This is a genomic window from Labrenzia sp. THAF35 (assembly GCF_009363595.1).
GTDB lineage: Bacteria > Pseudomonadota > Alphaproteobacteria > Rhizobiales > Stappiaceae > Roseibium > Roseibium algicola.
The window spans coordinates 23,998-48,951 of the sequence record NZ_CP045380.1 but is presented as its reverse complement, the minus strand read 5'-3'; the positions used below and the strand labels follow the sequence as shown (position 1 = coordinate 48,951).

Here is a 24,954-nt window from a genome sequence, read left to right as displayed (position 1 = left end):
GCCCCATAGATGACAAACCCACTCTACGACCAACTGTTCGGAAAGCATGCCGGCAAGAACACTCCCTTTCTGATCTTTCAGGACGGCTCCATCCTGACCCATGCGGCGTTTCTGGAAAGCGCGGCGCAGATTGCCCATGTTCTGACCGACAACGGCATGGTGGCTGGCGACCGTCTCGCCGCCCAGGTCGAAAAGTCAGCCACGTCTCTGGCTCTTTACGCGGCCTGTGCCCAGGCGGGGATCGTGTTCCTGCCGCTCAATACGGCCTACACCGTCGATGAGCTCAGCTACTTTATCGAAAACAGCGGCGCCAGGACCGTGGTCTGTGACGGTGGCAGCAAGACCTTGCTGGACCCTGTCGTCTCGAAACTCGGCGCCCGCCTCGAGACGCTCAACGCTGACGGAAGCGGGTCGCTGACGGATCAGGCCAAAGCCAAACCCTCCGAATTTGCAACAGTGGAACGGGCGCCGGACGATCTGGCCGCTTTCCTTTACACTTCCGGCACGACAGGGCGGTCCAAGGGGGCAATGCTGACACAGGCGAACCTGTTGTCGAATGCCGCCACCCTGGCGGAACTCTGGCGCTTCACCGAGAACGATGTGCTGCTGCATGCCTTGCCGATCTTCCACACACACGGGCTTTTCGTTGCGACCAACGTGTCGCTGGCCGCTGGTGGCGCCATCCTGTTCCTGCCGAAATTCGATCTCGACGCCATGATCGATCTTATGCCCAAGGCAACGACAATGATGGGTGTGCCGACATTCTACACCCGACTGCTTCAGGACGAGCGTTTTACGGCGGACCTCACAAAGGGCATGCGGCTGTTCATTTCCGGAAGCGCGCCGCTGCTTGCCGAAACGCACCGGCAGTTCGAGGAAAGGACCGGTCACCGGATCCTGGAGCGATACGGCATGACCGAAACCAACATGAATACCTCCAACCCGTATGAAGGCGAGCGCCGCGCCGGGACGGTCGGTTTCCCGCTTCCGGGCGTGGAGCTGAAGATCACGGCCCCCGCGACAGGCGACACGTTGCCGGCCGAAACGGTTGGCCAGATAGAGGTGCGCGGCCCGAACGTCTTCAAGGGGTATTGGCAGATGCCGGAGAAGACCGCTGCCGAATTGCGGGAGGACGGCTTCTTCATCACCGGTGATCTCGGGATGATCGACGCAGACGGCTATGTCCATATCGTCGGGCGCAACAAGGACCTGATCATTTCCGGCGGCTACAACATCTACCCGAAGGAGATTGAGTTGATCCTGGATGCCCAGCCCGGGGTTCGGGAAAGCGCCGTCATTGGTGTGCCGCATTCCGATTTCGGAGAAACAGTGCTGGGCCTAGTGGTGCCGGATAGCCCGGAAACGCCCGATCTGGACGCGATCCTTGCTGTTGCCGGAACATCGCTCGCCCGTTTCAAGCATCCGCGGAAGCTTGTTCTGGTCGACAGCCTGCCGCGCAACACCATGGGCAAGGTGCAGAAGAACGTTCTTCGCGAGCAGTTCAAGGACACTTTCGCAACCGCTTGATCTCAGCCGTTTGATCCGGCCGGCGTTAGATGCCGGCCGTGATTGCGGTTTGCAGGCCGACCTTCCGGGTTGGTCTGCAATCCATACTCGTGCTAGCTCTGAAGAAGGACAGTCGGGGCAGGCACATGAGCGAACGTGAGAACGAAGACCGCAAGATCCCGGCAAGCGACCCGGTAATCAGGCTGACCCGTTACGCGCAGGTTCCGATCCTGGCCGGTCTGTCTGTTGCCATGGTGCTGTTTCTCGTCACCTTCTTCGTCGATATCTACGACGCGATCCAGAGCTTCGAGTTTCTGGATCGAAAGAAGACGATTCTGCTGATACTCAATCTGCTCGACATGGTGTTCATCGCCAATCTGGTGATCATGGTGGCGACCAACACCTACAACACCTTCCGGCTGAAGGCGCTTGTGCAGGGCGATGACTACATCCAGCAGGGCGAGAAGGCCTACAGGCGGATGAAGCACCGGATCGTCTCGACGATCATCATCATCTCATCGATCCACGTGTTGAGCGAACTTCTGGAATTTTCCCAGACCACACCGCTTCAGGTTGCCGCCCTTCTGGGGTTTCATCTCGTCCTTCTGGCAACCTATGTGGTCACCAACGTCTTCAAGTCGAGCGACTGACGGGAAAGCACGGGCCACAGGCGTCTGAGGATGCCTATGGCACGAGCAGGCCGAAGAAGGACGTGGAGAAGGCCCTGGGCGGCAGGATCAGTTCCAGCCGCCGGCGTAGGTCTTGTAAAAGATGTGCAGGCCGACTTTGCCGCGTTTTGCCATGGACTTCGCCCACCGCGGGTTGACGTAGGTCGCATGATAGTGTGTCGAAGCGTCGACCATCTTCGAATAGCGCTTGCCGTCAGCGACATCCCTTGCCAGCTTCTGGGCGGTTGCCCAGGCGGTCGGGCTGGAAATGCGATCCTTGATACCATCGCAGGCAAAGGAGAACTGGCAGCGGTTGCGTTTGTGGCGGTTCTGGTAAACGACGCCGCAGATGCTGTCCGGGTAGGCCGGGTTCTTGACCCGGTTCAACACGACCTGTGCGACGGCCACCTGGCCATCTTCGCTTTCACCGCGAGCTTCGAAGTAGATGGCCTCGGCAAGGCAGCGCTGCTCTTTCTTGTCTCCAACGGACAGCGGCAGCGGCTTTTGCGCCCACCAATGCGGGTTGTCGGGATCTTCCGGCGGCGGCAGCTCCTGCTCGTACATGGCAGCGCCGAACAGCGCGTCGAAGGGTTCCTTGGTTTCCTTCACGCTTTCAGGAGCGTAGGCGGAAACGAGGGAGAAGCTGGCGGCAGCGGCATTGCGCGCCATCATGACCTTTTGCAGGTCCAACGGCCCACCTTCCGGGAAACCATCCTTACCGTTGCTGGCGAGCATGCTGGTTTCCTGGGAGTTGAGCGGCTGTGCCTTGACGAAGGCGACGCGCGGCAGATCCTCGTGTTTCTTCTCCGTCGAGATCAGGCTCGACATGGCGTAGAGATTGCCGGCTGCCCTGTCGACCATCTGGCGGTCCGGCGCCATCGTGATCAAGCGGTCGCTTTTGGCGGTGCTGTTGGTGAGGATCGTGTCGGGCACTTCGGTCGGCCTGGCGTTCATGGCGACCTCTTCAAAACCGACGAGTGGCCTGGCCTCGAAATCCTCATCTGCCGACGTCAGTGTCAGGATCGGTGCAGAGATATGGTCGGGTACCGGCGTCGTGCCGAGCGCCAGTTTCGGTGCAACCTTCGTCGTGAAATTCGCTGGCTCAAGATACATCATCCAGCGCGGCGATTCCGCCTTGCGTGAGTTGACGAGCGAAAAGATGTCCTGGTTTCCAACCGATCCGCCGATACCGAGCCAGACCAGTGGGCAGGCAACAAGAACATATTTGAGCCGTCGCATACGCGCACGGACCGGGCCGAAATCTTGTGTCACTTTAGAAGAAAACCGCTTTCCGTTGCGGGACTTAAGGCCAGACATACGCAGCCAACTCCAACTCGTTACACATCGTCCCGAAAACGCCGGACGAACAGCGTGAACGCTGTGTAAACAACGACGCTGAAATTGAAGATGTCTGCTTAACCTTGAAAGAGCGTTAATAAGACTGGAATTCGTGGAAAATCGTGGAAGTTTTCGCGCCGATAGGAGGAGTTATGGTTAATATTACTAAGGACTTAACTTTAATGGCCGTGTCGAAAAAAATCGCAGAAAGCCGTCAGCGTCCGCCTACACGAAGCCCGGGGGCAGGCCGTTCGCTCAACAATTGATGGCGGAACCGGAACAGGGCGGCCGGGCGGCCCCCGGTCGCGGTCGACGTTGCACCGGTCGGTTCAACAAGGTCGGCGTTTTCTACCAGGCGGCGGAAATTCTGCTTGTGCAGATGACGTCCAGAAATGGCCTCGACAGAGGTTTGAAGCTCGGTGAGCGTGAAAGTCTCCGGCATCAGTTCGAAGATCACCGGCCGGTATTTCAACTTGCCGCGCAACCGGGAAATGGCTGTCGCCAGCACCCGGCGGTGGTCGAAGCGCATCGACGCGCCGAGAAAAGGCAGGTTTGACCGCCGCAGGGCCGCTGGCCGTCCATCGGTCCGGGCTTCTTCGACGAGGCCAGCCTCATAAAGAAGTTCGAACCGCTCCAGCGCCCTTTCTTCATCCCAGGAAGTCCCGCCGGTGCCAAAGGCAAGCCGTACCCGTTCCTGACGCCCAAGTGGTTTGGGCGGCTCACCCGAAGGCGGCGGTTCGCTGGACCAGGCGTCGAGAGCCGGCAGAATGTCCCGATCCAGGACATCGGGACGCCCGGTGCGCCAGTCTTCCCAGGGAAAATAGTCGTACCAGGAGCGCCATGCCGAATCGTGCCGCAGAAGCATGCTTTCCGAATCCGGGGTCTGACGTGTCAAAGCCAGATATCCGACCGAAACCACATGCGGTCCTTCATCACCGAAGACCCGGTGCCGGCCACGGTCGCCGAAGGTGTAAAGCTGTTCGACGTATCCCAACCTCAGCGCGGTCTGGTTTTCCACCCAGGAACGCAGGCCGATTTCGAAGGTGCGGTGACGGATCGGGTCGAATGGACCAAACGGAAGGCTGTCGAGTGTTGCCTCACCCGGCGCGTTCGTGCCGCTCTCTGCTCCGGTTTTCTGGCCTGTCTGTGTACTGGCCTCCTTCGCATCGTTCACGTGAACGATCTGGGGCAGGCCTCCGGCAACCGATACGATGACGGCATTCAATCCGATTTCAATATTGGCTTGCCGGTGGGGCATTGCGTCTCCGTGGTCGGTCGTCAGTCGATCGGCATGACAAAGGGGTTGCCTTCAAAGGCATTTGCACCGCGGCCGATGCCCCGGATCGCGTCGATCATGCGGCCATCACGGCCGAGGATCTTGTCGCCCATCGCAACAATCCGGGCGTTCGGTGTGGCCGACGGCGACCGCGTCCGAAGGATCTTCGCAAGATCGTATTCATCCGCATTCGGGTTGAGCGCACAAGCTGCCACATAGGCACCGGCCGTCGAGCGGCTGATGCCTGCCCAGCAGTGTATCACCAGCGGTTCCTGCCGGTCCCAGGATCTCACGAAGGACAGAAAAGCCTCCACTTGCCTTTCACTGGCCGGAACCAGCCCCTTCACCGGCGTTACAATGTCGTTGAAGGCAAGAAACAGATGGCGTTCCGGCAAGATACCGACGGGTGTCGGCACGCTCATTTCGGCGTTGATCAGGGTGATCACGGATTTGGCGCCGGTGGAGACCACCGTTTCGGGCAATTTCGACAGGGAACAAACGTGCAGCATGACAGAACCGGTTCTTCGTATCCGTCAATAAACTAGGGTCATTCGTGGGCAAGGTCACCCGTTAGCTTGTCTGCTTTTCGGGTTGTTCCCAGCTTCGCGCAGGGCTTCGATCTCTTCAAAGCGCTGCATGAACATTTCCTGGGCAGATTTCACCGGCAGAGGCTCAAGGCCGTAACGCAACTTGCCGTTCGCATCGAGCGGAAAACCACGTGGCTTGCCGAAAATCTTGGCAGCTTCGTCTTCGTCGAAACCGGCCAGTTCCACCGCCTCGAAATAGGCACAGATGATGTCGGCGCGCTTTGCGAGCTTCTTCACGGCCACGGGAATTGCCGCAGGCAGACCGAACCGCAGGTGGATTGCCCCCTGCAGGCGGGATTCCACCCCCTTGTAGGCTTCACCGATGACGGACTTGAAGGGGGATATCATGTCGCCGATGACATATTCCGGCGCATCATGCAGCAGAACAGCCAGGCGCCAGTGCGGCGGCAGGTCCGGTTTCAGCATCATGGCGATGTCTTCAACGATCAGCGAATGTTCCGCGACCGAGAAGGCATGGTTGCCATAGGTCTGTCCGTTCCAGCGGGCGACACGGGCAAGGCCATGGGCGATGTCGGTGATCTCGACGTCGAGCGGTGAGGGGTCCAGAAGATTGAGCCGTCTGCCGGACAACATGCGCTGCCAGGCGCGCGGGGGCTGGTCGGTTCGGGCAGAGGCCATCGGTCCTCAAAGGTCTCGCGGTTTCAGTCCGCGGTGCTGGGCTCCGGCAAGGAAAACGATGCCCAGTCGGGCACCTTGACCAGAATCTCCGCGTCACCGCATTGCAGAGGGATGCCGTTGTCCTTGGCTTGGGCAACCTTGTCAAGACGGAGCAGGGCAAGGCCCACAGCGCTGTCACCGGTACCGGCACTGGACCCGAGCGCCCCAACGGATTTGCCGCCGGCCATGATATCGGCGCCCTTTTCGGGGAGCATCGCGCCGCTTTCGATCTGAACGAACCGCTTGCGGGCGCTGCCCCGGTGCTGCATGCGCGAAACCACTTCCTGGCCGACGTAACATCCCTTGGAAAAGGAGACACCGCCAAGCTGATCTAGATCGGCATCGTGAGGGAAAATATCCGAGTAGTCGTAGTCTTTCAGACCTTCCGGCACGCCTTTTGAAATGCGGTGAAGATCATAGGCTGCAACGTCCGCGGGTGAACCGTCGAGCATTGCGGAAACATCAGCCACTGAACCGGAAATGCGCATCCCGAGCGCTGGCAGCCGCGGATCCGTGACGCAGGCCAGGGTTGCCTCCAGACCAAAGTTCGAAGCGTTGCCCGCTTCCGATGTGTCGTCCCAAACCGCAATCACACCGATGTCTTCCGGCAGCAGTTCCAGTTCCACCTTTGCCCGCAGCCGATAGAATGTCAGCCGTTTCAGAAGGTCGGCTGCCGTTGCTGATGGGGCATCCAGCAGATACCCGGTTTCGACGCGGTAAATCAGGAAATCGAACAGGATCTTGCCCTGGGGCGTCAGCAGGGCACCTGCGCGAGCGCTACCTTCCGTCATGCCGTCGATATCTGCCGTCACCAGGTTTTGCAGGAAATGCTGTGCCTCGGCACCGCCAACGCGGATCAACGAGCGGTCGGACAGGTGGGCATAGGACAGGGTCGACACGGCAGGCTCCATGGAACGGATGACTGTTTCAGACAGGTTGACTGGCCAGTTTCACTTGAGTGCCACATAGGCGCTTTCCCCACCGTGGGCAAGGTTCTGAATCTGTCGACCCCTGTCTGGTTCTTTGCGGCCGGGCCGCGTATAAGCCCGTTAAATAGACCTGCCGACAGACCCGAATTAACGCGGAGGAGCCACATGAGCGCGACCTATGACCTGATCCTGAAGGGCGGAACCGTAGTCAATCAGGACGGCGAGGGGCAGCGTGATGTCGCTGTTCGCGGCGGCCGGATTGTCGGCATAGGCTCCTTCGACGCTTCACAGGCAGGCGAAACGGTCGATTGCACGGGCCTGCATGTCCTGCCGGGCGTCATGGACACCCAGGTGCATTTCCGCGAGCCCGGTCTCGACCACAAGGAAGACCTGGAATCCGGTTCCCGTGCTGCCGTCATGGGCGGTGTCACCGCGGTCTTCGAGATGCCGAACACCAATCCGCTGACGACTTCCGAGGCAGCCCTTGCGGACAAGGTGCGGCGCGGACACCACCGCATGCACTGCGACTTTGCCTTCTGGGTCGGCGGTACGCGGGATAACGTCAAGGACATTCCTGACCTGGAACGACTGCCGGCGGCAGCGGGCATCAAGGTGTTCATGGGGTCTTCCACCGGCGACCTTCTGGTGGAAGACGACCAGGGCGTGAAGGAAATCCTGTCCGTAACCCGCCGCCGGGCGGCCTTCCACTCCGAGGACGAATTCCGTCTGCGCGAACGCCAGGGAGAACGTGTTGAAGGCGACCCAAGCTCCCATCCGATCTGGCGTGACGAGATCGCAGCGCTTCAGTGCACCCAGCGTCTTGTGGGCATTGCGCGCGAAACCGGCGCCAAGATCCACATTCTGCATCTGTCTACGGCAGAGGAGGTCGATTTCCTGATCGACCACAAGGATGTCGCCTCCATCGAGGTGACGCCGCACCACCTGACATTGACGGACGAAGCCTACCACCGGCTGGGTACGCTGGTTCAGATGAACCCGCCGGTGCGTGCACCGCGCCACTCGGAACGTCTCTGGTGGGCCTTGCAGCAGGGCATTCTCGACATCTTCGGTTCCGATCATGCCCCGCATCTTCTGGAAGAAAAGCAGAAGCCCTATCCGGCGTCCCCGTCCGGAATGACCGGTGTGCAGACGCTGGTTCCGATCATGCTGGATCACGTCAACGCAGGTCGCCTCAGCCTCGCGCGCTTTGTCGACATGACCAGTGCAGGCCCGGCCCGTCTTTTCCAGACGGCGCTCAAGGGCCGGATCGCAGTCGGCTACGATGCCGACTTCACCGTGGTGGACATGAAGCGCAAGGAAACGATCCGCAACGAGCGGATTGCCTCCAAGTGCGGCTGGACACCTTATGACGGCAAGGACGTTACCGGCTGGCCGGTTGGGACTGTTGTCCGCGGGCAGCGCGTCATGTGGGACGGCGAGCTGACGACACCTTCGCGTGGCGAACCTGTCCGTTTCCTGGACGGACTGAAAGCCTGAGAAAAGCCACTCCTGCGGGAACCGTTGGCGTGAATGGGCCGTTTTCCCCATTCAGGCCCCGTTCACGTTGTGGCTGCTAGCTGTACAAAATGTGATGTGAATAACAGCCGCGAGCTGGGTAATGTGCGACTTTGCGGCTGAAAGGTCGAAGGAAACCAATAAGTAACCGTGTTTCCTAACCCGATCTACACAGATGTTGGTTACAGTTTTAATCGAGCTTTATGGGTATTTGCGTTGGGGAGCTCAGGGATGTTGTCATTGGAAATGAATAGCCGGAGCAGGCACAAGCGCTCGCTGCTCAACTTGACCGGTGCCGCAGTTATTTCGTTCGCCGCCATGTCGGCCGCATTCGCGCGTGACGCCGCTCCGGAAACGGATGTGACAAGCGAACCGCCATTGCACATGCTGGTGTCGCTGGACGAGCAGAAGATCAAGGTCTACCGCGGCCTTGATCTGATCGAAGTGTCGTCGATTTCCTCCGGGAAGCGCGGCCACAGCACACCGACCGGTGTGTTTTCCATTCTGGAAAAGAGGCGCAAGCACTTTTCCAACCTCTACGACAATGCGCCGATGCCATTCATGCAACGTCTGACATGGTCGGGTATTGCCCTGCATGTGGGAAGGTTGCCCGGCTATCCGGCTTCGCACGGTTGCATTCGTCTTCCGAAAGCATTTGCACAGTCGCTTTACAGCATGACCGAGCGCGGCATGCATGTTGTCGTGACACGGGGCGAGGCGAACCCGCTTGGTGTGCATCACGCTGTATTGCCGCAGCCCTATGTGCCTGAAACCGAGGTCGCAAGCCTGACGGACGAGACCATTGCAGCCGATCCGGCTCTGCGTGGTGCCATTCAGGAAGCGCCCCTGCAGGCTAACCTGCCGGCAGTACAGCCGGAAAATCCTTATTTCGATCAGCCTCTTCGGATGATCATCACGCCGCAGAAAGCACCAAGCCGCATTCAGGTGCTGCAACAGCTGCTCAACCAGATGGGCTTCAATGCCGGTCCGGAAGACGGTGTCATGGGCCGCAAGACCCGTGCAGCAATCAGCCTGTACCAGGAAGGTGCCGAACTGCCGGTAACCGGTCAGCTGACCAATGCGCTTGAGTTCCGCATCCATGCCGATGCCGGATACGAAGAGCCGAAGAATGCAACGCTGCGGATCCGTCGCAAGTTCCGCGATGTCTATTCCGCCCCTGTCTCGATCAAGGATATCGACCAGGAAATCGGAACGCACGTTTTCACTGCCATGGATTTCAAGCCCGGTGACTCGTCGGTCGAGTGGATGGCGGTATCTGCCGAAGGTGAACGCGGTGGCGCGTCGATGGACGTTCTCGACCGGATCGAGATGTCCAAGAAGGTCGCGCTTGAAGTTTCCAGGATGCTGACCCCGGGTTCGTCCCTGACGGTCACGGACCGAAACTTCACCCGCAACACGGGTCTTGGCACCGACTTCGTGGTTATCACGCGCTAGGTTCGGATCTCCCAACGTTCCGGACGGAAACACAGCCCCCGCTTCGGCGGGGGCTTTTTTGTTTCGTTTCCGCTGGGGGGGAAGGCTTCCCATCGGCGAAGACGCTCCCGGACTGCCGAGGCAGGTCTTCACTGGCGGTTTATTATCCGGATAACGGCTCGTTTATCCGCAAACGTCACCAAACTGTCGCGTCCGTCACGTATCGGAAGGCAGTTTATTGGCGCAGGTGACTCGGGAGAAAGACATGGCGCAGAGCACGCTTACCGCATCGAAGAAACGTCTCAAGAATGCGGTTCACCGTTCCGAAGCCACCTCCAAGGACGGTTTTCTCGAGCGCCTGTTCACATTCGCTTTCAAGGGCCTTGTCTATCCGCAGATCTGGGAAGATCCGGATGTCGACATGAGGGCTCTTCGCCTGACGCCGGACTCCCGAATGATCACGATCGCGTCGGGCGGCTGCAACGTCATGTCCTACCTGACGGCAAATCCGGCCGAGATCACTGCGGTGGACCTCAACCGTGCACATGTGGCACTGGGCCGGCTGAAACTGGCCGCAGCCAAGCATCTGCCGAATTACGAGATCTTCTACAGGTTCTTCGGCGAAGCAGATGAAAAGGCCAATGTTGCCGCCTATCAGCGGTTCCTGAAAGACAAGCTCGATCCTGAAACGGTCGCCTACTGGGAAGGCCGTGACATGGCCAATTGGGGCCGCAAGAGGATCACGCTGTTCTCGCGCGACCTCTATCATCACGGTCTGCTGGGCTATTGCATCGGCGCGGGACACCTGGTCGCAAGGCTCTATGGCATCGATCCGAAGCACATGGTCAAGACCAGGTCGCTGGAAGAACAGCGCACCTTCTTCGATACCGCACTGGCACCTCTGTTCGACAAGCGTCTGGTGCGCTGGGCTACGTCCAAGAAGATGTCGCTCTACGGCCTCGGCATACCGCCGGCGCAGTATGACGCCCTGGTATCGGCCAGTGCCGAACGTGACATGTCTGCGGTTCTGCGTCAGCGGCTTGAGAAACTCGCTTGCGACTTCTCCATGCAGGACAACTATTTCGCCTGGCAGGCCTTCGGCCGTGGCTATGCTCCAAGCGGTCAGGACAGCACTGGGCCGGCCGGGCCGTTGCCGCCTTACCTAAAGCGCGAACATTTCGAGGAAATCCGTCAGCGTGCGGGCCGGGTCCGTGTGCTCAATCGCAATTTTACCGAACACCTTCAGTCGGTTCAGGACAATACGCTTGACGCCTATGTGCTGTTAGATGCGCAGGACTGGATGACAGATCATCAGCTCAATGCACTCTGGACCGAGATAACGCGGACCGCTCTTCCAGGTGCCCGGGTCATCTTCCGCACCGCTGCCGAACCGACACTTCTGCCGGGCCGCGTATCCGACCAGATCCTGAACCGCTGGACCTACGAGGAAGAGGAAAGCCTGGAGCTGGGCCGTCAGGACCGCTCCTCCATTTATGGTGGCTTCCATCTTTATGTGTTCAACGGCTAAGCTGGCCGTCCTGCGTACGGAAACATAGCGTCATGACCCAAGCCGTCGAAACAGCCCGGCTGATGGATGCCGTCTATCGCCATCAGCGCCATTTTTACGACCTGACCCGCAAGTTCTACCTGCTCGGGCGCGACAAGCTGATCCGAGAGCTTCAGCCGCCGCGAGACGGCGTCGTGCTGGAACTTGGCTGCGGCACCGGCCGGAACCTGATTGCGGCTGCGAAAGCCTATCCGGACGTTCGTTTCTACGGTCTCGACATTTCCAGGAACATGCTGGAAACCGCCCAGAAGAACATCGACAAGGCAGGCCTGACAGACCGGATTACGCTTGTGGAAGGCGATGCCGCAAACCCGGCGGTAACGGAAGGTTTTGGTGTTCCGGCTTTCGACCGCGTCTTTTATTCCTATACGCTGTCCATGATCCCGATCTGGCGCGAAGCATTGGCGGCAGGTGCCGCGCGGCTGGCGCCGGACGGGCGGATCCACGTGGTCGATTTCGGTCAGCAGGAACGCTTGCCTGGCTGGTTCAAGCGCGTCCTGTTTGCCTGGCTCAAATCCTTCCACGTATCTCCGCGAGCCGACCTGGAAGGCGAGTTGAAAGCCCTGGCTGCCAGCATCGGCGCCGTTGCCTCTTTCCATCGCCTTTACGCCGGCTACTCCGACTATGCGGTGATCTCGAAATCGCGGTAACCGAGGCACGCGAAAACACGTCGGATCGCTACAGAACCGGCGTCGAAGTTACGGACACCCCTGTTCGGCCCAAAGCCGCAACGCATTCTTGAAAGTGCCGCCGTAGGGGTGCTGTTTCTCGATGGTTCTGGACTTGTCTGCGACATAGGTCTTGGCCTGGTCGCACAGGTTCGCTTGCTCCCATTGATGACAGGCGGCACAAGTCTTGTCCTTCCAGACCGCTTCCGGCAGGCCCTCGATCGGCGGGAATTTCGGCGATCCGGTGATCAGCTCCGAAATGCTTCGGGTGGCGATATCCGGCTCTCCCATGGCAAGGGGGGCGTTGAATGCTATGACGGCTGACGGTTCCCCCGGATCGGCGGCAGGTGAGCCTTGCTCGGCGATGGCCGGCGCGTCTTCCTGCTGCGGCTGACTGGCGACCGGGTCCGTGCTCTGCTCCTTGTTGACGATCGTTTGCAGCTCCAGGCGTGCGAGTTCGGCAAAGGCACCGTTCGGATATGCGTCCAGATAGGTTTGATAGGCGCTTGCGGTGCCCTCCCGGCGCGCTGTTTCGATCATGTCACGCTCGCTTGTCTGGGGCGTGGCAGGTTCGGATTCCTGTTGTGGGGCAGGTGTCGCCTGCGCGGTGGGCTGCGTTTCCTTCTCCATCAGAGCCGTCAGGAGTTCCCTGGCTTCTGCGGAGTATCGGCTGTCCGGGTGCGCGCGCAGGAACAGGAGGACCTGCAAGGGGTCCTTGCTGAGTTTCACCGTGTCCCAGATCTGGCGCAGCTCGACTTCCTCGGCAGAGGGAGCCTTGGCCGGGACAAACTGAAAATCAACGGTGAGAGAGGATGTATCCCACGGGGTCTGCTGGTTGCCGGTCTCCTTCAGAACATCGACCCGCACCGCCTTGAAAAGGGTTTCGACGGGCATGCCGGGTGTCGGCATGTGCCGGGCCAGCGCTTCGGTGAAGGGGCTGTTGCCGCCGATACCATCGAGCGCGATGTCGCCCGGTGCGGTGGAATAGGAGAGGAAGGTGCCTCTGGGGGCCTTCATTTCTGCCAGACCGTTGTCGCTGAGGTCCGGGATGGAAACGAACGGATTGTTTCGGCAGGCATCCAGAATGACGATGTTGGTCCGGTTCCGTGCCGAGAACATCTGCCGCAGAACGGCCTGCGCAGGGACACCGACCAGGCTGAGGTCGGCAGCGTCCTGAAGTTCGATATCGACCGGAAGGAGAAAGTTTGCACCGAACGATTGCACGCCGTGGCCGGCATAATAGAACAGCCCGGTTGCGTCCTCGCCTGCGGCCCGCAACTTGCTGCCGAACTGCGAAATCGCCGTGATCATCTCGTTCTGGCTGGAGTCGGTGACGAGGGTTACCTCGAAGCCGACCTTGCGCAGCGCGTCGGCCATCAGGCTTGCGTCGTTTACCGGATTGTCCAGCGGCGTCACGGTCGTGTAGGCGCCATTGCCGACAACCAGAGCCAGCCGCGGTTCCGCGTGAGCCCTCTCAGACATCGCGCCGATGGTCACTGTCAGTGCCAGGAGGATTGCGATTGCAAAGCGGTTCATGTTGGACCTATTCGACAACGACAAACTCTATCCGCCGGTTGCGTTGCTTTCCTTCCGCGGAGGTGTTCGGAGCGACGGGACGGCTTTCGCCATACCCGACACTCCTGATCCTGCTGTCGGGAACGTTCTTGGAGACAAGATACTGCTTGACCGCGCCCGCCCGGCGTTCGGACAGAGCCAGGTTTGATGTATCGCTGCCATCACTGTCGGTATGTCCTCCGACTTCAATGGTCAGCTCCGGGCATCTCATGATGATGTCAACGAGGCTGTTCAGGAGTGGCTGGCTTCGCGGATCAAGCTGCGAACTGCCGCTTGGAAAGTAAATGTTGTCCGTGCGGGACAGGATCTCGAACCGGCCGGTGCAAGCCTCGTTATCCAGGTTGCCTTCCGGTTCAAGCGCGGTGCTTGCAGCTGGCTGAGAAGCGGCCGCCTGCTGGGTCTGGTCGTCGGCATCGTCCTCGTCCGTTTCGCCCGATTTGCGGGCGAAGACGAAATCGAAGGAGACCGTTGCCGATGGCACGATGACGACGCCGGCGGCTTCCTCGAGCTTCTTGATACCGCCACCGAGGGCGAAGTCGGAAGCTGCGACAGACACCGGCGCGGTGCTCGAAACGGCAACCAGGTCTTCGCTCAGATAGGTCACCGTAACATTGGCCTCGAACGGTTTTGAGACGCCGTGAAGGTCGAGATTGAAGGCAAGCGGGATCGTCTTGCGTTTGACGGTCGGAAGATCAGCCAGGGCTGACGCATCAATTTTCGTCGAGATGACGGCTTCAGGGAACTCGAACGTTTCGAAGAAGAGAAACCGCATGCGCACGTTTCTAAGGTCGATTTTCGTATCGATCGAGTCAAGAAAGACGCGGACCCTGGCATTGCCGGCATCGTCAATGCCGCCTTCAAATTCCGCGAAAGAACTGGATTCCACAATGGTCAGGTTCTTGACCGACTGGAACCGCAGGGAAGATGCATCCCGTTGCAGGGTCCAGCCGCCTTCAAAGAATTCTTCCGATGCATTGGCAGGCGACTGAATAAGGACCACTGTCACCAGCGCAAGGAAGAGCATTTTCCAGGCGAACCGCACACCATTCATCTTCCTACCCCTTCAACCCGGACGGCGTTGATCGCCAATTTTCGTAGCGTCCTGAAAGTTTTACAACGTCAGCGGGGGAATGCAACGGGCCGCTGCCGGGTTTCCCGTATTGGTCGCTCGGGTTGGTAAAGAAGCCGGCAGGCCAATGCTCCGCGATATGTGTCAGCGATAGGTCCGCTCCTCTATCGGCGTCAGCCTTATCTTTTCCAGCAGCATGTCCAGAAGAGCCTGTTCGGCGCGGTTGAGTTTCGCCTTCGGGTTCCAGACCACATGAACGTCGATCTCCGGCAGCGCGTCATAGGGTGGGAGTTGCCACAAAAGACCCTCTCGAATATCCCGCTTGGCAACGTGGACAGGCAAGGGGCCGATGCCCAGTCCGGCAATGATCATGCGCCGGACTTCTTCCAGGTTGGCCGATGTGCCGACGATCCGGTCTTCAAGATCCGCTTCCGCCCGCATCAGCGTTACCGGACGAAGGGCGTCTTCCAGCCGGTCGGTCACGAAGCTGACGGCGGACTGACCGGCAAGATCGGCCTTTGTCAGGTTGGTCTTGCCGTAAAGCGGGTGAGGCGGACCGCAGAAGAGGCCGAAAAACTCCCGGAAAAGGCGCAGATACTCAAGCTTTGGATTGCGTTCGCGCACCAGGCAGACGGCGAGCGAAGCCCGGCGGGACGTGACGGCTTCCAGTGCGTCCTTGCTGGCCGAAACATTGATGGTGAGTGTTGCGGCCGGGTGCCGTTCGTGAAACTCGCGCAGGGTGTCGTCATAGAGCGGCGAAACCACGTGACTGGCCATGGCGATTTCAACGTGGCCGCGGATCTCGTCGGTGACGTCACGCATCAGGGTCCCGAGCCTCAGGATGGAACCCTGGATCTCGATGGCTTCCTTCAACAGCAATTCGCCGGCTTCCGTCAGCTCGAACTGACCCGGCTTGCGATTGATGAGCTTGCGTCCCAACCGGTCCTCCAGCCGCTTCAGTGCGCTGGAAACGGTGGGCTGCTTGAGGCGCAGTCTGTCAGCCGCCCGCGTCACACTTCCGGACTGAGCCAGGACGATGAAGGTTCTCAGCAGGTTCCAGTCCAGTTCGCGGGCAAGCCGTTCCGCCTGGATCGGGCGTAATCCATCAGCCATTGATCAGATCTATAGTTATAATTTTCATTATCTATTTGATCAATGAACACCTGCCTGCGACGCTGAAGTCAAGCAATTTTGACTGGCATCTGGCAGGGTTTGAGCGCATGAGCGTCGAGGCGCGGGAAAAACGACAGCCATGGATACTCCTTTCCCCTGCGCTCACAGCAGTGGGACTGCTGCTTTTCGTGCCGCTCGTTTTTATTGTCGTCTATTCGTTCTGGCTGCGCACGGCCACAGGCGCTGACCAGGCGGGCTTTTACCTGGACAACTGGAACGAGGCGCTGACCGATCCCTTCTATCGGGACATCCTGCTCGGTACGTTGCGGATTGCCGCCATCACCACATTTGCCTGTGCCGTCATGGGCTATCCGGCGGCTTATTTCATTGCCCGTTCACGTGGCAACAAGGCGTTACTGCTGCTGTTGCTGATGCTGCCGTTCTGGATCAGTTACATCATCCGGACCATGTCCTGGATCAACATCCTGGGTGTATCCGGTGCGGTCAACTGGGCTCTGCTCAACCTCGGCATTGTCTCCGAACCGGTCCAGATGCTCTACAACGAGCCGACCGTGATCCTCGGCCTTGTGCATTTCCTGCTGCCCTTCATGGTGTTGAACGTCTATGTGGCGCTGGAAGGGATCGATGTTTCGCTGGAGGACGCGGCCTGTTCCCTCGGCTCCACCCGCTGGCAGGCATTCCGGGAAGTCACCTTGCCGCTGTCCCTGCCGGGGCTCGCCGCGGGAGGTCTGCTCTGTTTCGTGCTGAGTGCGGGCACCTACATCACACCGCTGGTTCTGGGTGGTCCGACGGACGCCATGTTCGCCAACCTCGTTTTCGAGGCGATCATCACACAGCTCAACTGGCCGCTCGGCTCTGCGCTCTCGCTCATGCTGCTCGCCGTCCTCGGCGCCCTGGTGCTGATCTACAACCACTATCTCGGCATGGGCCAACTGATGAAGGGGCTTGGCTGATGGGGTGGCAACTGATCCGGGCCTATACGCTGCTGGTCTATCTGTTCATGTTCCTGCCGGTCGCGGTGGTGGTTCTGCTCAGCTTCAACGCCAGCCAGTTCGGCAGCTTTCCGATGACCGGCTTCTCGTTCCGCTGGTTCGTCGAACTGGCCGGAAACGACGCCATCCTGCGGGCGTTCCAGACCTCGATTGTCCTTGGTGCCCTGACCGCGCTGATTTCCACGACACTTGGCGTTCTGGCAAGTCTTGCCCTGGTGCGCTACGAGGTGCCCGGCCGCAACCTGATCTCCACCCTCCTGATCGCGCCGATCCTGGTGCCGGAGGTGGTGCTGGCGGTCGCCTTGTTGCTGTTCCTGAATTTCCTGTCGATCAACAAGAGCTTCTTCCTGCTCCTGATGGGGCACGTCATCTTCACGCTGCCCTTCGTCATCCTGGTGGTGCAGGCCCGCCTTGTTGGCATCCGCCGCGATTACGAGGAAGCCGCCCTCAGCCTTGGCGCAAGTCCCGTGCAGGCCTTTTTCCAGATCACGCTGCCGCTGCTGGCCCCGGCGGTCTTCGCGGGTATGCTCTTCGCCTTCACCATCAGTTTCGACGATATCACCGGCACCTTGTTCTGGAAGCCGGGCGGTGTCGAAACCGTGCCCACCCAGATCTTTGCCATGCTGCGCAATTCCATCTCCCCGGAGATCAACGCGCTCGGCACCGTGATGATTTTCCTGACCGTCGGCCTGCCGCTTCTCGGGCTGGCAATCGCCCGGCGGATGGCCATGCAGCGCGGCGGTTAGAACCGCGCGATCAAAGCAAGAAACCGACACAAGAACCAGAGTGGAAAACAAGATGGACAATACCAAACGCTATGAGCGTCTGCGCGAACGCTATCTCAACGGTGATCTCGACCGTCGCAAGTTTCTCGGTCTGATCGGGGCAGCCGGTCTGGCCTACGGTGTGCAGACACCCTTTGCCCGCCATGCCATGGCCGCGACGGAAGAAGTCCGCTTCGATGGTTGGGGCGGGGTCGTCTCGGAAGCCTTCCGCAAATATGCCTTCGATCCCTACACCGAAAAGACCGGCATCAAGGTTGTCGACGGAACGTTCGGCGGCGGTGATGAATATCTGTCGCGCGTCAAGGCCAGCCAGGAAGGCGAATACAATATCGCGCACCTGTCAGGCGTCTTCGACTACGCACGCTATGTCAATCTCGGGCTGAACTCGACGCTCAACGAGGACAACATCCCGAACCTGAAATACGTGATCCCGAAACTCACCGACGTCTTCCGCGGTGTCACCGACGGCAAGCTGTCCTGCGTGCCCTATGACTACGGCACCACAGGCATTGCCTATAACCGGAAATACATCTCCGACGACGAAGCCAAGGAAAAGGGTGCAAAGCTCCTGATCGACGAAGCCTACAAGGGCAAGATCGGCGGCTGGTCCGACTGGCGCACCCGCATCTGGTACGCATCGCTGCAGACCGACCAGGATCCGAACAACGCAACGGATATGGATGCGGTCTGGCAGGCTGTGCGCACCAACCGCGATCTGCTGTTGAAATACTGGCAGTCCGGCGCGGAACTGATGAGCCTTCTGGCCGAAGAGGAAATCTACGTTACCGAGGGCTGGTCCGGCCGGATCTACGCCCTTCAGGAGCAAGGCCATGACATCGGCTATATCGATCCGCCCAACGGTTTCGGCTGGCAGGAATGCCTGTTCGTGATCAAGGGCTCGCCCATGGAAGCTTGCGAGGAACTTCTGAACTTCATGCTGGCGCCCGAAACCTCGATCGCGGTCGCCGAAGGCCAGAACTACCCGCCGGCGCTTGACCCGACAAAGGTTGATCTCGGCAAGAAGATCCCGACCCTTCCGGCGTTCGATCCGACCGGCACGCTTGACGGTCTGACCTTCGCCAATCCGGAATACTGGAACAGCCACGAACAGGATTGGTCCAAGATGTTCGGACGGATCCAGAAGGGGTACTGAGCCCGGTACGGCCCCATCACTGACCCAGCACCTTCCGGCAGTTGCTGCCGGAAGGTCGTCTTCTCCCCAGGACCTGGAGAATTTGCGTGAGCGCGGTTTCCCTTAACAATATCGTCAAGAAGTTCGGTGGCTTTACCGCCGTTCACCGGATGAGCATGGACATCCCGGACGGAAGCTTCGTAACGCTGCTCGGCCCTTCCGGATGTGGCAAGACGACCACCCTCAGGATGATCGCCGGTCTCATCGATCCTTCCGAAGGCGACATCACCATCAAGGGTCAACGCATCAACGATGTGCCGATCCACAGGCGAAACCTTGGTCTCGTCTTCCAGAACTACGCGCTCTTTCCGCACAAGACGATTGCCGAAAATGTGGCTTTCGGCCTGAAATACCGCGATATCCCGAAGGCGGATGCCGAAAAGAAAGTGCGCGATGCGCTGGAACTGGTTCAGCTGCCCCATGTCAGCGACCGTTATCCCAAGCAGCTTTCCGGTGGTCAGCAGCAGCGTATCGCGCTGGCGCGGGCCATCGTCATAGAGCCGGACGTGCTGCTTCTGGACGAACCGCTGTCCGCGCTCGACGCCAACCTGCGCGAGGACATGCGTGTTGAGCTGAAACGCATCCAGCATCAGATCGGCATCACCACCGTTTTCGTTACCCATGACCAGTCCGAAGCGCTCGCCATGTCCGACCGGATCGTGGTGATGTCCAACGGACGGGTGGAGCAGATCGGCACGCCGCAGGAGGTTTACAACACGCCTGCAAGCGAGTTCGTTTCGCGCTTCCTGGGCATCTCCAACATTCTGCCAGCGACGTGCCAGGCCGTGAACGGGCAGGAGCTGTCCCTTGAACTGCCTTACTTCGGCAAGATCAATGTGCCGAGGGAAAAGGCCCCCAATCTTTCGCAGGCCGGTCCTGCACAGCTTGTTATCCGGGCTGAAAAACTTCTGCTGGCGGAAAAATCCGCTCCGGCGGATGATCGCATCGCGCTCGACGGCAAGGTCGAGGCGGTGGACTACCAGGGTCAGGCGGCACGGTATTTCGTGCGTGTCGGCGACCAGCAACTTCAGGTGATCAACATGATCGATCAGCACCCTTTCGAGGAAGGCTCGGACGTCTCCGTTCGCTTCCGTCCGCGCGATTGCGCAGCCCTGCCTGGAGCTGCTTCATGAGCCGTCCGCAAACCTCTCATCTGTTCTATCAGTCTCGTCAGCGCCGGCCTGTTCTGGACCAGGCGCGCGGCGTCTACATGTGGGACGTCGACGGCAAGCGCTATCTCGACGGTTCGTCCGGGGCGATGGTCTGCAACATCGGCCATTCCAACCCGCGCGTGCTGGAGGCAATGCGCAAGCAGATGGACAAGTCCACCTTCGGTTACCGCCTCCATTTCGAGACAGAGCCTGCGGAACTGCTTGCCGCCAGGACCGCCGCACTGGCGCCCGAGGGGCTGGAAAAGGTCTTCTTCGTTTCCGGTGGGTCGGAAGCGGTGGAGAGCGCCATCAAGCTGGCCCGCCAGAACGCCATCGCGATCGGCCAGGCGCAGCGTTACAAGATCATCTCGCGCGAACCGAGCTATCACGGCTGCACGCTCGGCGCTCTGGCCCTGACAGGCTATGCACCCCTTACTGCGCCGTTCGACCCCATGATGCGGCCGATGCCGAAGATCCCGGCACCGCGCGCCTATCTCGACGGGCTGGATCCGGACGACGAGGCAACGGGCAGACACTACGCCGACATGCTGGAGGCAAAGATCCTGTCCGAAGGCCCGGAAACGATCCTGGCCTTTATTGTCGAGCCGATCGGTGGCGCCTCCACCGGCGCGCTCGTGCCGCCGAAGGGGTACATGCAACGCATTCGCGAGATCTGTACGCGCTACGGCGTCCTGCTGATCCATGACGAGGTCATGACCGGTGGCGGGAGGACCGGAAAGTTCTTCGCCGGTGAACACTGGAATGTCGATCCGGATATTCTGGTGATCTCCAAAGGCTTTGCTGCTGGTTATGCGCCTCTGGGCGCCATGATTGCGCATAAGGACATCGTCACCAACGTGCTCGACAATGGCGGTTTCCTGCATGGTTTCACATATGCCGGCAATCCGCTTGCCTGCTCTGCCGGTCTGGCGGTGCTGGAGGAGATCGAGCGGGAAAACCTGTGCCAGAACGCGGCCGAGACAGGGGCGCTCCTGAAGAGCGAACTGAAGAAGCTGATGGACCGCTATTCGATCATTGGCGACGTGCGCGGCGAAGGGTTGTTGCTGGCCTTCGAACTGGTCGAGGACCGTGCAAGCCTGAGACCGCTCGCAAAGGAACTGAACGCCTTCAACGAACTGGTCGATATTGCTTATGAGAACGGCCTTATCATCTATTCCCGCCGGACGCGGGGCGGCTACAGCGGCGACCACTTCCTGATTGCGCCCCCCATGATCTCGACACCGGATCATGTAGCCGAGATCATCGAAGGTCTCGACCTTTCTCTCCGCCAGTTTCTCGACAGGATTTCGCAGCAACAGGCCAGAGCCAGCTGACATTCAAGACATGACAGACAAGATCATCATCACCTGTGCCGTCACGGGCTCCATTCATACACCCACCATGTCGCCTCACTTGCCGGTGACGCCTGCCGAGATTGCAGGCCAGGCAATAGGTGCTGCCGAGGCGGGCGCCGCAATCCTGCATCTTCATGCCCGAAATCCGGAAACCGGCCAGCCGTCGGCGCGGGAGGCCGACTTCATGGCCTTCCTTCCGGAGATCAAGGCGGGCTGCGGCGCGGTGCTCAACCTGTCCACCGGTGGCAGCGCCATCATGAGCCTGGAAGACAGGCTTGCCGGTCCGCTGAAGGCAGAGCCGGAAATGTGCTCGCTCAACATGGGCACAATGAACTTTGCGCTCTATCCGCTGGCCGACCGTTACGACGCGTGGGTGCATGACTGGGAGCAGCCTTTCCTGCGCGGAACGGATGATCTCGTCTTCAAGAACACACCGCGGGATATCGAATTCGTGCTGACACAGATGGGCCAGCAGCGCGGTGCGCGTTTCGAGTTCGAATGCTACGACGTCGGGCATCTTTACATGCTGCGCCACTTCGCCGACCGAGGTCTCGTCAAGCCGCCGTACTTCATCCAGTTCGTCTTCGGCGTTCTGGGCGGTATCGGTGCGGACCCGGAAAACCTGCAGCACATGAAGCGGATGGCGGACAAGCTTTTCGGCGACGACTATATCTTCTCCGTTCTTGCGGCAGGCCGACAGCAGATCCCTTTCGCCACCATTGCTGCCAGCATGGGCGGGCACGTCCGTGTCGGGCTGGAGGACAATCTCTACATCGCCAAGGGTGAGCTGGCCCGCTCCAACGCGGAGCAGGTCACCAAGATCCGCAAGATTGTCGAGGAACTCGGGCGAACGGTCGCAACACCGGAAGAAGCCCGGCAGATGCTGGGCCTCAAAGGGGCCGGCGAGACGGCCTTCTGATCATGAGCAACATAACGATCAGGCGGGCGGAGCGGGCTGATGCCGAAAGGCTTCACGCAGCGCTGCTCCAGCTTTCGGCCGATATGGGCGACACTCATGTCGCCAGTCTTGATGATGTGATCCGTCACGGTTTCTCGGAAACTCCCGCCTTCTTCGCGCTGCTAGCGATCCGTCCGTCTGACGACCGAACGCTCGGCGTGTTGCAGGCCTCGCCTGTCTTTTCGACGACGCGTGGCGGCACGGGTCTCTATGTTTCCGATCTTTGGGTCGACGGAGAAGCGCGCGGAGAAGGGCTGGGCCAGCGCCTGCTTGCCGCCAGTCTGGATCTTGCGCCTGATAGCTGGACGCCGATCTTTCTTAAGCTCGCCGTTTATCACGACAATCCGGATGCACGCCGTTTCTATGAACGGCTCGGTTTTGCGCCTCGGGAAGGCGAAACCGTCTTCGATCTGCGCGCACCGGCACTCGACAAATTGAGGGACCGCTCATGAAAGCCATTTTTGACGACCGCCAATGGGTGCACGATCCCAAGCATTTCATGGCGAACGGCACCAGGCTGGCCAATCCGGAACAGCCAAAGCGCATCGAGGTCCTGACCGAAGGTGCCAAGGCGGCAGGGTGCCGCTTCGAAGCGCCGGAAGATCATGGACTCGGCCCGATTGCGGCTCTCCACTCTGCGGAATACCTCGTTTTTCTTCAGACCATCCATGAACGCTGGAGCCGGATCGAGGGCGCATCCGACGAGGTCATCCCGAACATTCATCCGGACCGGCGCACGTCAAGTTATCCGTGCTCCGCAGTCGGTCAGGCCGGGTTCCATCAGGCCGATACCAGTTGTCCCATCGCAGCCGGGACCTGGGAAGCGGCCTATTGGTCTGCCCAAAGTGCGGTCCACGGCGCGGACTTGATGGCGACCGGGGAACAGGCCGCCTATGTGCTGTCGCGCCCTCCCGGTCACCATGCATTCGCGGATCTGGCGGGCGGCTTCTGTTTTCTCAACAACTCCGGCATTGCGGCCGAAAGGCTTCTGAAGGCAGGCAAGCGTCCGGCGATCCTCGACATCGACGTCCACCACGGCAATGGCACGCAAGGTATCTTCTATGAGCGCGGTGACGTTCTCACCGTTTCGCTGCATGCCGATCCGGTGCGGTTCTATCCGTTCTTCTGGGGCCACGGCCATGAGCGCGGCGAGGGCGCGGGACGGGGCTGTAATCTCAACCTGCCCCTGGCACGCGGCACCGGGGATGACGAGTACCTGAAAACCCTGGAAACGGCCTTCGACCACATTCGGGCCTTCGGTACCGATATTCTGGTTGTTGCCCTGGGGCTCGATGCTTATGAAAAAGATCCTCTCAAGGGACTCGCCATCACCACACCCGGGTTCGGACGGATTGGTGCCGCCATCGCGAAGCTCGGCCTGCCGGTGCTGTTCGTGCAGGAAGGCGGTTACCTGTCGGAAGAACTCGGCCAGAACCTCACCAGTTTCCTGAAAGGGTTCCAGAACGCATGATCGAGACATCGGATTTTCTGATCATCGGCGGCGGCATTGCCGGCACCGGGGCTGCGGCACGGCTTGCGCCGGACGCAAAGGTCACCGTGCTGGAAATGGAAGATGCGCTTGGCCGGCACGCGACCGGTCGCTCCGCCGCCATCTTCATCCGCAACTACGGTAATGCCACGTTGCGGGCCTTGAATGCAGCTTCGGAGCCGGTTCTGAAGAACCCGGAAGGGATATCGGAGGAAAGCCTGCTGTCACCCCGTGGTGAAATGCTGATTGCGACCGAGGACGAACTGGACGCGTTCAAGGCCTATCTGGACGGTGCCGACGGTATGGAAGTCCTGACGGCGGAAGAAGCTGTCGCCCTGTTTCCACTGCTTCGCAAGGAAACGATTGCCGCTGCTGCCATCGAGCGGGACGCACAGGATATCGACGTCGACAGATTGTTGCAGGGCTTTGCCCGGCTTGCACGAAAGGCCGGGGCGCGGTTCGTCACGGAAGCGCCTGCGCAGCGCATTCTCAGAAGCGGCGGGCAGTGGCGTGTCGAGACGCCCAAGGGGGCCTTCGAAGCGCCGGTTCTCGTCAATGCAGCCGGGGCCTGGGCGGATCAGATCGCGGGTCTCGCAGGCGTTCGCAAGGTCGGCCTGGTGCCCATGCGCCGCTCGGCGGCCATCGTGCCGCCGCCGGATGGTATAGATGTCACGAAATGGCCGCTCGTCGCCAGCGCATCGGAGCAATGGTATGCCAAGCCGGATGCCGGCAAGTTCATGGTTTCGCCTGCCGATGAAGACCCGGTGGAGCCGCACGATGCCTGGGCAGATGACATGGTTCTGGCTGAAGGTCTGCACCGGTTCGAGCAGGCCGTGACGATGCCCGTCACGCGCGTCGAGCGCAATTGGGCAGGCCTGCGCAGCTTCGTTTCAGACCGCACACCTGTGGTTGGATTTGCACCGGATGCGGAAGGGTTTTTCTGGCTTGCCGGTCAGGGCGGCTACGGCGTACAAACGGCCCCAGCGCTCTCCCGGCTCGTTGCGGATCTCTGTCTCAAGCGTCCGAGCGAACTGCCCGAGAAGGTAGTGGCTGCTCTCGATCCCGCCCGCTTGTTCTGAGCGGGCGTC

The 24,954-nt window shown here is 60.1% G+C and carries 23 protein-coding genes; 15 read left to right on the top strand and 8 right to left on the bottom strand.

Features of this window, described 5'->3' with window-relative positions:
- The first annotated feature begins 9 nt into the window (after positions 1-9).
- Together FIU93_RS00255 and FIU93_RS00250 are read left to right on the top strand one after the other, a co-directional pair.
- Positions 10-1,527, top strand: coding sequence for a malonyl-CoA synthase (locus FIU93_RS00255; RefSeq protein ID WP_152504543.1), 1,518 nt, complete (start codon positions 10-12; stop codon positions 1,525-1,527).
- Between the two features lie 125 nt (positions 1,528-1,652).
- Positions 1,653-2,156: a YqhA family protein gene (locus FIU93_RS00250; RefSeq protein WP_055657928.1), complete on the top strand. Its 504-nt coding sequence runs from the start codon at positions 1,653-1,655 to the stop codon at positions 2,154-2,156.
- A gap of 87 nt (positions 2,157-2,243) precedes the next feature.
- Here the strand turns inward: FIU93_RS00250 and FIU93_RS00245 are convergent, their stop codons facing one another.
- From FIU93_RS00245 to FIU93_RS00225, 5 genes are all read right to left on the bottom strand, one after another.
- Positions 2,244-3,413 (bottom strand): cell wall hydrolase, encoded by a 1,170-nt coding sequence (locus tag FIU93_RS00245; protein WP_023001927.1) that lies wholly within the window; start codon positions 3,411-3,413, stop codon positions 2,244-2,246.
- A gap of 313 nt (positions 3,414-3,726) precedes the next feature.
- Positions 3,727-4,770 (bottom strand): NAD regulator, encoded by a 1,044-nt coding sequence (locus tag FIU93_RS00240; RefSeq protein ID WP_023001926.1) that lies wholly within the window; start codon positions 4,768-4,770, stop codon positions 3,727-3,729.
- Between the two features lie 20 nt (positions 4,771-4,790).
- Positions 4,791-5,297: a tyrosine phosphatase family protein gene (locus FIU93_RS00235; RefSeq protein ID WP_023001925.1), complete on the bottom strand. Its 507-nt coding sequence runs from the start codon at positions 5,295-5,297 to the stop codon at positions 4,791-4,793.
- A 54-nt stretch (positions 5,298-5,351) separates the two neighbouring features.
- A complete protein-coding gene (locus FIU93_RS00230; protein WP_152504542.1) occupies positions 5,352-6,014 on the bottom strand; it encodes an HD family hydrolase in 663 nt (220 codons plus the stop codon).
- Between the two features lie 23 nt (positions 6,015-6,037).
- Positions 6,038-6,952 carry a folate-binding protein YgfZ gene (locus FIU93_RS00225; protein WP_209010257.1) on the bottom strand — a complete coding sequence of 305 codons (915 nt, stop codon included), beginning with the start codon at positions 6,950-6,952 and terminating at the stop codon, positions 6,038-6,040.
- 195 nt (positions 6,953-7,147) lie between these two features.
- On the opposite strand from FIU93_RS00225, the gene FIU93_RS00220 reads away from it, so the two are divergent.
- From FIU93_RS00220 to FIU93_RS00205, 4 genes are all read left to right on the top strand, one after another.
- Positions 7,148-8,479, top strand: a complete 1,332-nt coding sequence (locus FIU93_RS00220; protein ID WP_152504540.1) for a dihydroorotase — start codon at positions 7,148-7,150, stop codon at positions 8,477-8,479.
- A 264-nt stretch (positions 8,480-8,743) separates the two neighbouring features.
- Positions 8,744-9,952 (top strand): L,D-transpeptidase, encoded by a 1,209-nt coding sequence (locus tag FIU93_RS00215; RefSeq protein ID WP_208992242.1) that lies wholly within the window; start codon positions 8,744-8,746, stop codon positions 9,950-9,952.
- 244 nt (positions 9,953-10,196) lie between these two features.
- The gene (locus FIU93_RS00210; RefSeq protein WP_055657939.1) at positions 10,197-11,459 is read left to right on the top strand and encodes a DUF3419 family protein; all 1,263 of its coding nucleotides are present in this window, start codon (positions 10,197-10,199) and stop codon (positions 11,457-11,459) included.
- A 32-nt stretch (positions 11,460-11,491) separates the two neighbouring features.
- Positions 11,492-12,148: a class I SAM-dependent methyltransferase gene (locus FIU93_RS00205; RefSeq protein WP_152504539.1), complete on the top strand. Its 657-nt coding sequence runs from the start codon at positions 11,492-11,494 to the stop codon at positions 12,146-12,148.
- Between the two features lie 48 nt (positions 12,149-12,196).
- Here the strand turns inward: FIU93_RS00205 and FIU93_RS00200 are convergent, their stop codons facing one another.
- From FIU93_RS00200 to FIU93_RS00190, 3 genes are all read right to left on the bottom strand, one after another.
- Positions 12,197-13,702: a caspase family protein gene (locus FIU93_RS00200; RefSeq protein WP_152504538.1), complete on the bottom strand. Its 1,506-nt coding sequence runs from the start codon at positions 13,700-13,702 to the stop codon at positions 12,197-12,199.
- Positions 13,703-13,709: 7 nt separating this feature from the next.
- On the bottom strand, positions 13,710-14,792 hold the full coding sequence (locus FIU93_RS00195) for an OmpA family protein (protein WP_152504537.1): 1,083 nt from the start codon (positions 14,790-14,792) through the stop codon (positions 13,710-13,712).
- A gap of 162 nt (positions 14,793-14,954) precedes the next feature.
- Positions 14,955-15,923, bottom strand: a complete 969-nt coding sequence (locus FIU93_RS00190) for a LysR family transcriptional regulator (protein WP_023001916.1) — start codon at positions 15,921-15,923, stop codon at positions 14,955-14,957.
- Between the two features lie 107 nt (positions 15,924-16,030).
- Between FIU93_RS00190 and FIU93_RS00185 the strand changes: the two genes are divergently transcribed.
- The 9 genes from FIU93_RS00185 (at position 16,031) to FIU93_RS00145 (ending at position 24,945) form a co-directional block, all read left to right on the top strand.
- Complete coding sequence (locus FIU93_RS00185) at positions 16,031-16,897, top strand: ABC transporter permease (RefSeq protein WP_031269698.1); 867 nt, start codon at positions 16,031-16,033, stop codon at positions 16,895-16,897.
- The gene (locus FIU93_RS00180) at positions 16,897-17,682 is read left to right on the top strand and encodes an ABC transporter permease (RefSeq protein WP_077290682.1); all 786 of its coding nucleotides are present in this window, start codon (positions 16,897-16,899) and stop codon (positions 17,680-17,682) included. Before FIU93_RS00185 ends, FIU93_RS00180 begins: the two co-directional genes overlap by 1 nt.
- A 52-nt stretch (positions 17,683-17,734) precedes the next feature.
- Positions 17,735-18,874, top strand: coding sequence for an extracellular solute-binding protein (locus FIU93_RS00175; protein WP_062491878.1), 1,140 nt, complete (start codon positions 17,735-17,737; stop codon positions 18,872-18,874).
- Positions 18,875-18,960: 86 nt separating this feature from the next.
- The gene (locus FIU93_RS00170; protein WP_055657954.1) at positions 18,961-20,046 is read left to right on the top strand and encodes an ABC transporter ATP-binding protein; all 1,086 of its coding nucleotides are present in this window, start codon (positions 18,961-18,963) and stop codon (positions 20,044-20,046) included.
- Entirely contained in the window at positions 20,043-21,398 is a 1,356-nt protein-coding gene (locus FIU93_RS00165; RefSeq protein WP_023001911.1) for an aspartate aminotransferase family protein, read from the top strand. The genes FIU93_RS00170 and FIU93_RS00165 overlap by 4 nt, the downstream gene beginning before the upstream one ends.
- Positions 21,399-21,408: 10 nt before the next feature.
- Complete coding sequence (locus tag FIU93_RS00160) at positions 21,409-22,338, top strand: 3-keto-5-aminohexanoate cleavage protein (RefSeq protein ID WP_062490162.1); 930 nt, start codon at positions 21,409-21,411, stop codon at positions 22,336-22,338.
- A 2-nt stretch (positions 22,339-22,340) separates the two neighbouring features.
- On the top strand, positions 22,341-22,829 hold the full coding sequence (locus FIU93_RS00155; protein ID WP_023001909.1) for an N-acetyltransferase: 489 nt from the start codon (positions 22,341-22,343) through the stop codon (positions 22,827-22,829).
- Entirely contained in the window at positions 22,826-23,848 is a 1,023-nt protein-coding gene (locus FIU93_RS00150; RefSeq protein WP_152504536.1) for a histone deacetylase family protein, read from the top strand. Before FIU93_RS00155 ends, FIU93_RS00150 begins: the two co-directional genes overlap by 4 nt.
- Complete coding sequence (locus FIU93_RS00145; RefSeq protein ID WP_152504535.1) at positions 23,845-24,945, top strand: FAD-binding oxidoreductase; 1,101 nt, start codon at positions 23,845-23,847, stop codon at positions 24,943-24,945. Before FIU93_RS00150 ends, FIU93_RS00145 begins: the two co-directional genes overlap by 4 nt.
- The last annotated feature ends 9 nt before the right edge of the window (positions 24,946-24,954 follow it).

Coding starts and splice junctions, on each gene's coding strand:
- FIU93_RS00185 (WP_031269698.1), top strand. CDS start 16,031: ATGAGCGTCGAGGCGCGGGAAAAACGACAGCCATGGATACTCCTTTCC.
- FIU93_RS00200 (WP_152504538.1), bottom strand. CDS start 13,702: ATGAACCGCTTTGCAATCGCAATCCTCCTGGCACTGACAGTGACCATC.
- FIU93_RS00250 (WP_055657928.1), top strand. CDS start 1,653: ATGAGCGAACGTGAGAACGAAGACCGCAAGATCCCGGCAAGCGACCCG.
- FIU93_RS00175 (WP_062491878.1), top strand. CDS start 17,735: ATGGACAATACCAAACGCTATGAGCGTCTGCGCGAACGCTATCTCAAC.
- FIU93_RS00195 (WP_152504537.1), bottom strand. CDS start 14,792: ATGAATGGTGTGCGGTTCGCCTGGAAAATGCTCTTCCTTGCGCTGGTG.
- FIU93_RS00230 (WP_152504542.1), bottom strand. CDS start 6,014: ATGGCCTCTGCCCGAACCGACCAGCCCCCGCGCGCCTGGCAGCGCATG.
- FIU93_RS00150 (WP_152504536.1), top strand. CDS start 22,826: ATGAAAGCCATTTTTGACGACCGCCAATGGGTGCACGATCCCAAGCAT.
- FIU93_RS00245 (WP_023001927.1), bottom strand. CDS start 3,413: ATGCGACGGCTCAAATATGTTCTTGTTGCCTGCCCACTGGTCTGGCTC.
- FIU93_RS00235 (WP_023001925.1), bottom strand. CDS start 5,297: ATGCTGCACGTTTGTTCCCTGTCGAAATTGCCCGAAACGGTGGTCTCC.
- FIU93_RS00240 (WP_023001926.1), bottom strand. CDS start 4,770: ATGCCCCACCGGCAAGCCAATATTGAAATCGGATTGAATGCCGTCATC.
- FIU93_RS00210 (WP_055657939.1), top strand. CDS start 10,197: ATGGCGCAGAGCACGCTTACCGCATCGAAGAAACGTCTCAAGAATGCG.
- FIU93_RS00155 (WP_023001909.1), top strand. CDS start 22,341: ATGAGCAACATAACGATCAGGCGGGCGGAGCGGGCTGATGCCGAAAGG.
- FIU93_RS00255 (WP_152504543.1), top strand. CDS start 10: ATGACAAACCCACTCTACGACCAACTGTTCGGAAAGCATGCCGGCAAG.
- FIU93_RS00205 (WP_152504539.1), top strand. CDS start 11,492: ATGACCCAAGCCGTCGAAACAGCCCGGCTGATGGATGCCGTCTATCGC.
- FIU93_RS00160 (WP_062490162.1), top strand. CDS start 21,409: ATGACAGACAAGATCATCATCACCTGTGCCGTCACGGGCTCCATTCAT.
- FIU93_RS00165 (WP_023001911.1), top strand. CDS start 20,043: ATGAGCCGTCCGCAAACCTCTCATCTGTTCTATCAGTCTCGTCAGCGC.
- FIU93_RS00145 (WP_152504535.1), top strand. CDS start 23,845: ATGATCGAGACATCGGATTTTCTGATCATCGGCGGCGGCATTGCCGGC.
- FIU93_RS00180 (WP_077290682.1), top strand. CDS start 16,897: ATGGGGTGGCAACTGATCCGGGCCTATACGCTGCTGGTCTATCTGTTC.
- FIU93_RS00190 (WP_023001916.1), bottom strand. CDS start 15,923: ATGGCTGATGGATTACGCCCGATCCAGGCGGAACGGCTTGCCCGCGAA.
- FIU93_RS00220 (WP_152504540.1), top strand. CDS start 7,148: ATGAGCGCGACCTATGACCTGATCCTGAAGGGCGGAACCGTAGTCAAT.
- FIU93_RS00215 (WP_208992242.1), top strand. CDS start 8,744: ATGAATAGCCGGAGCAGGCACAAGCGCTCGCTGCTCAACTTGACCGGT.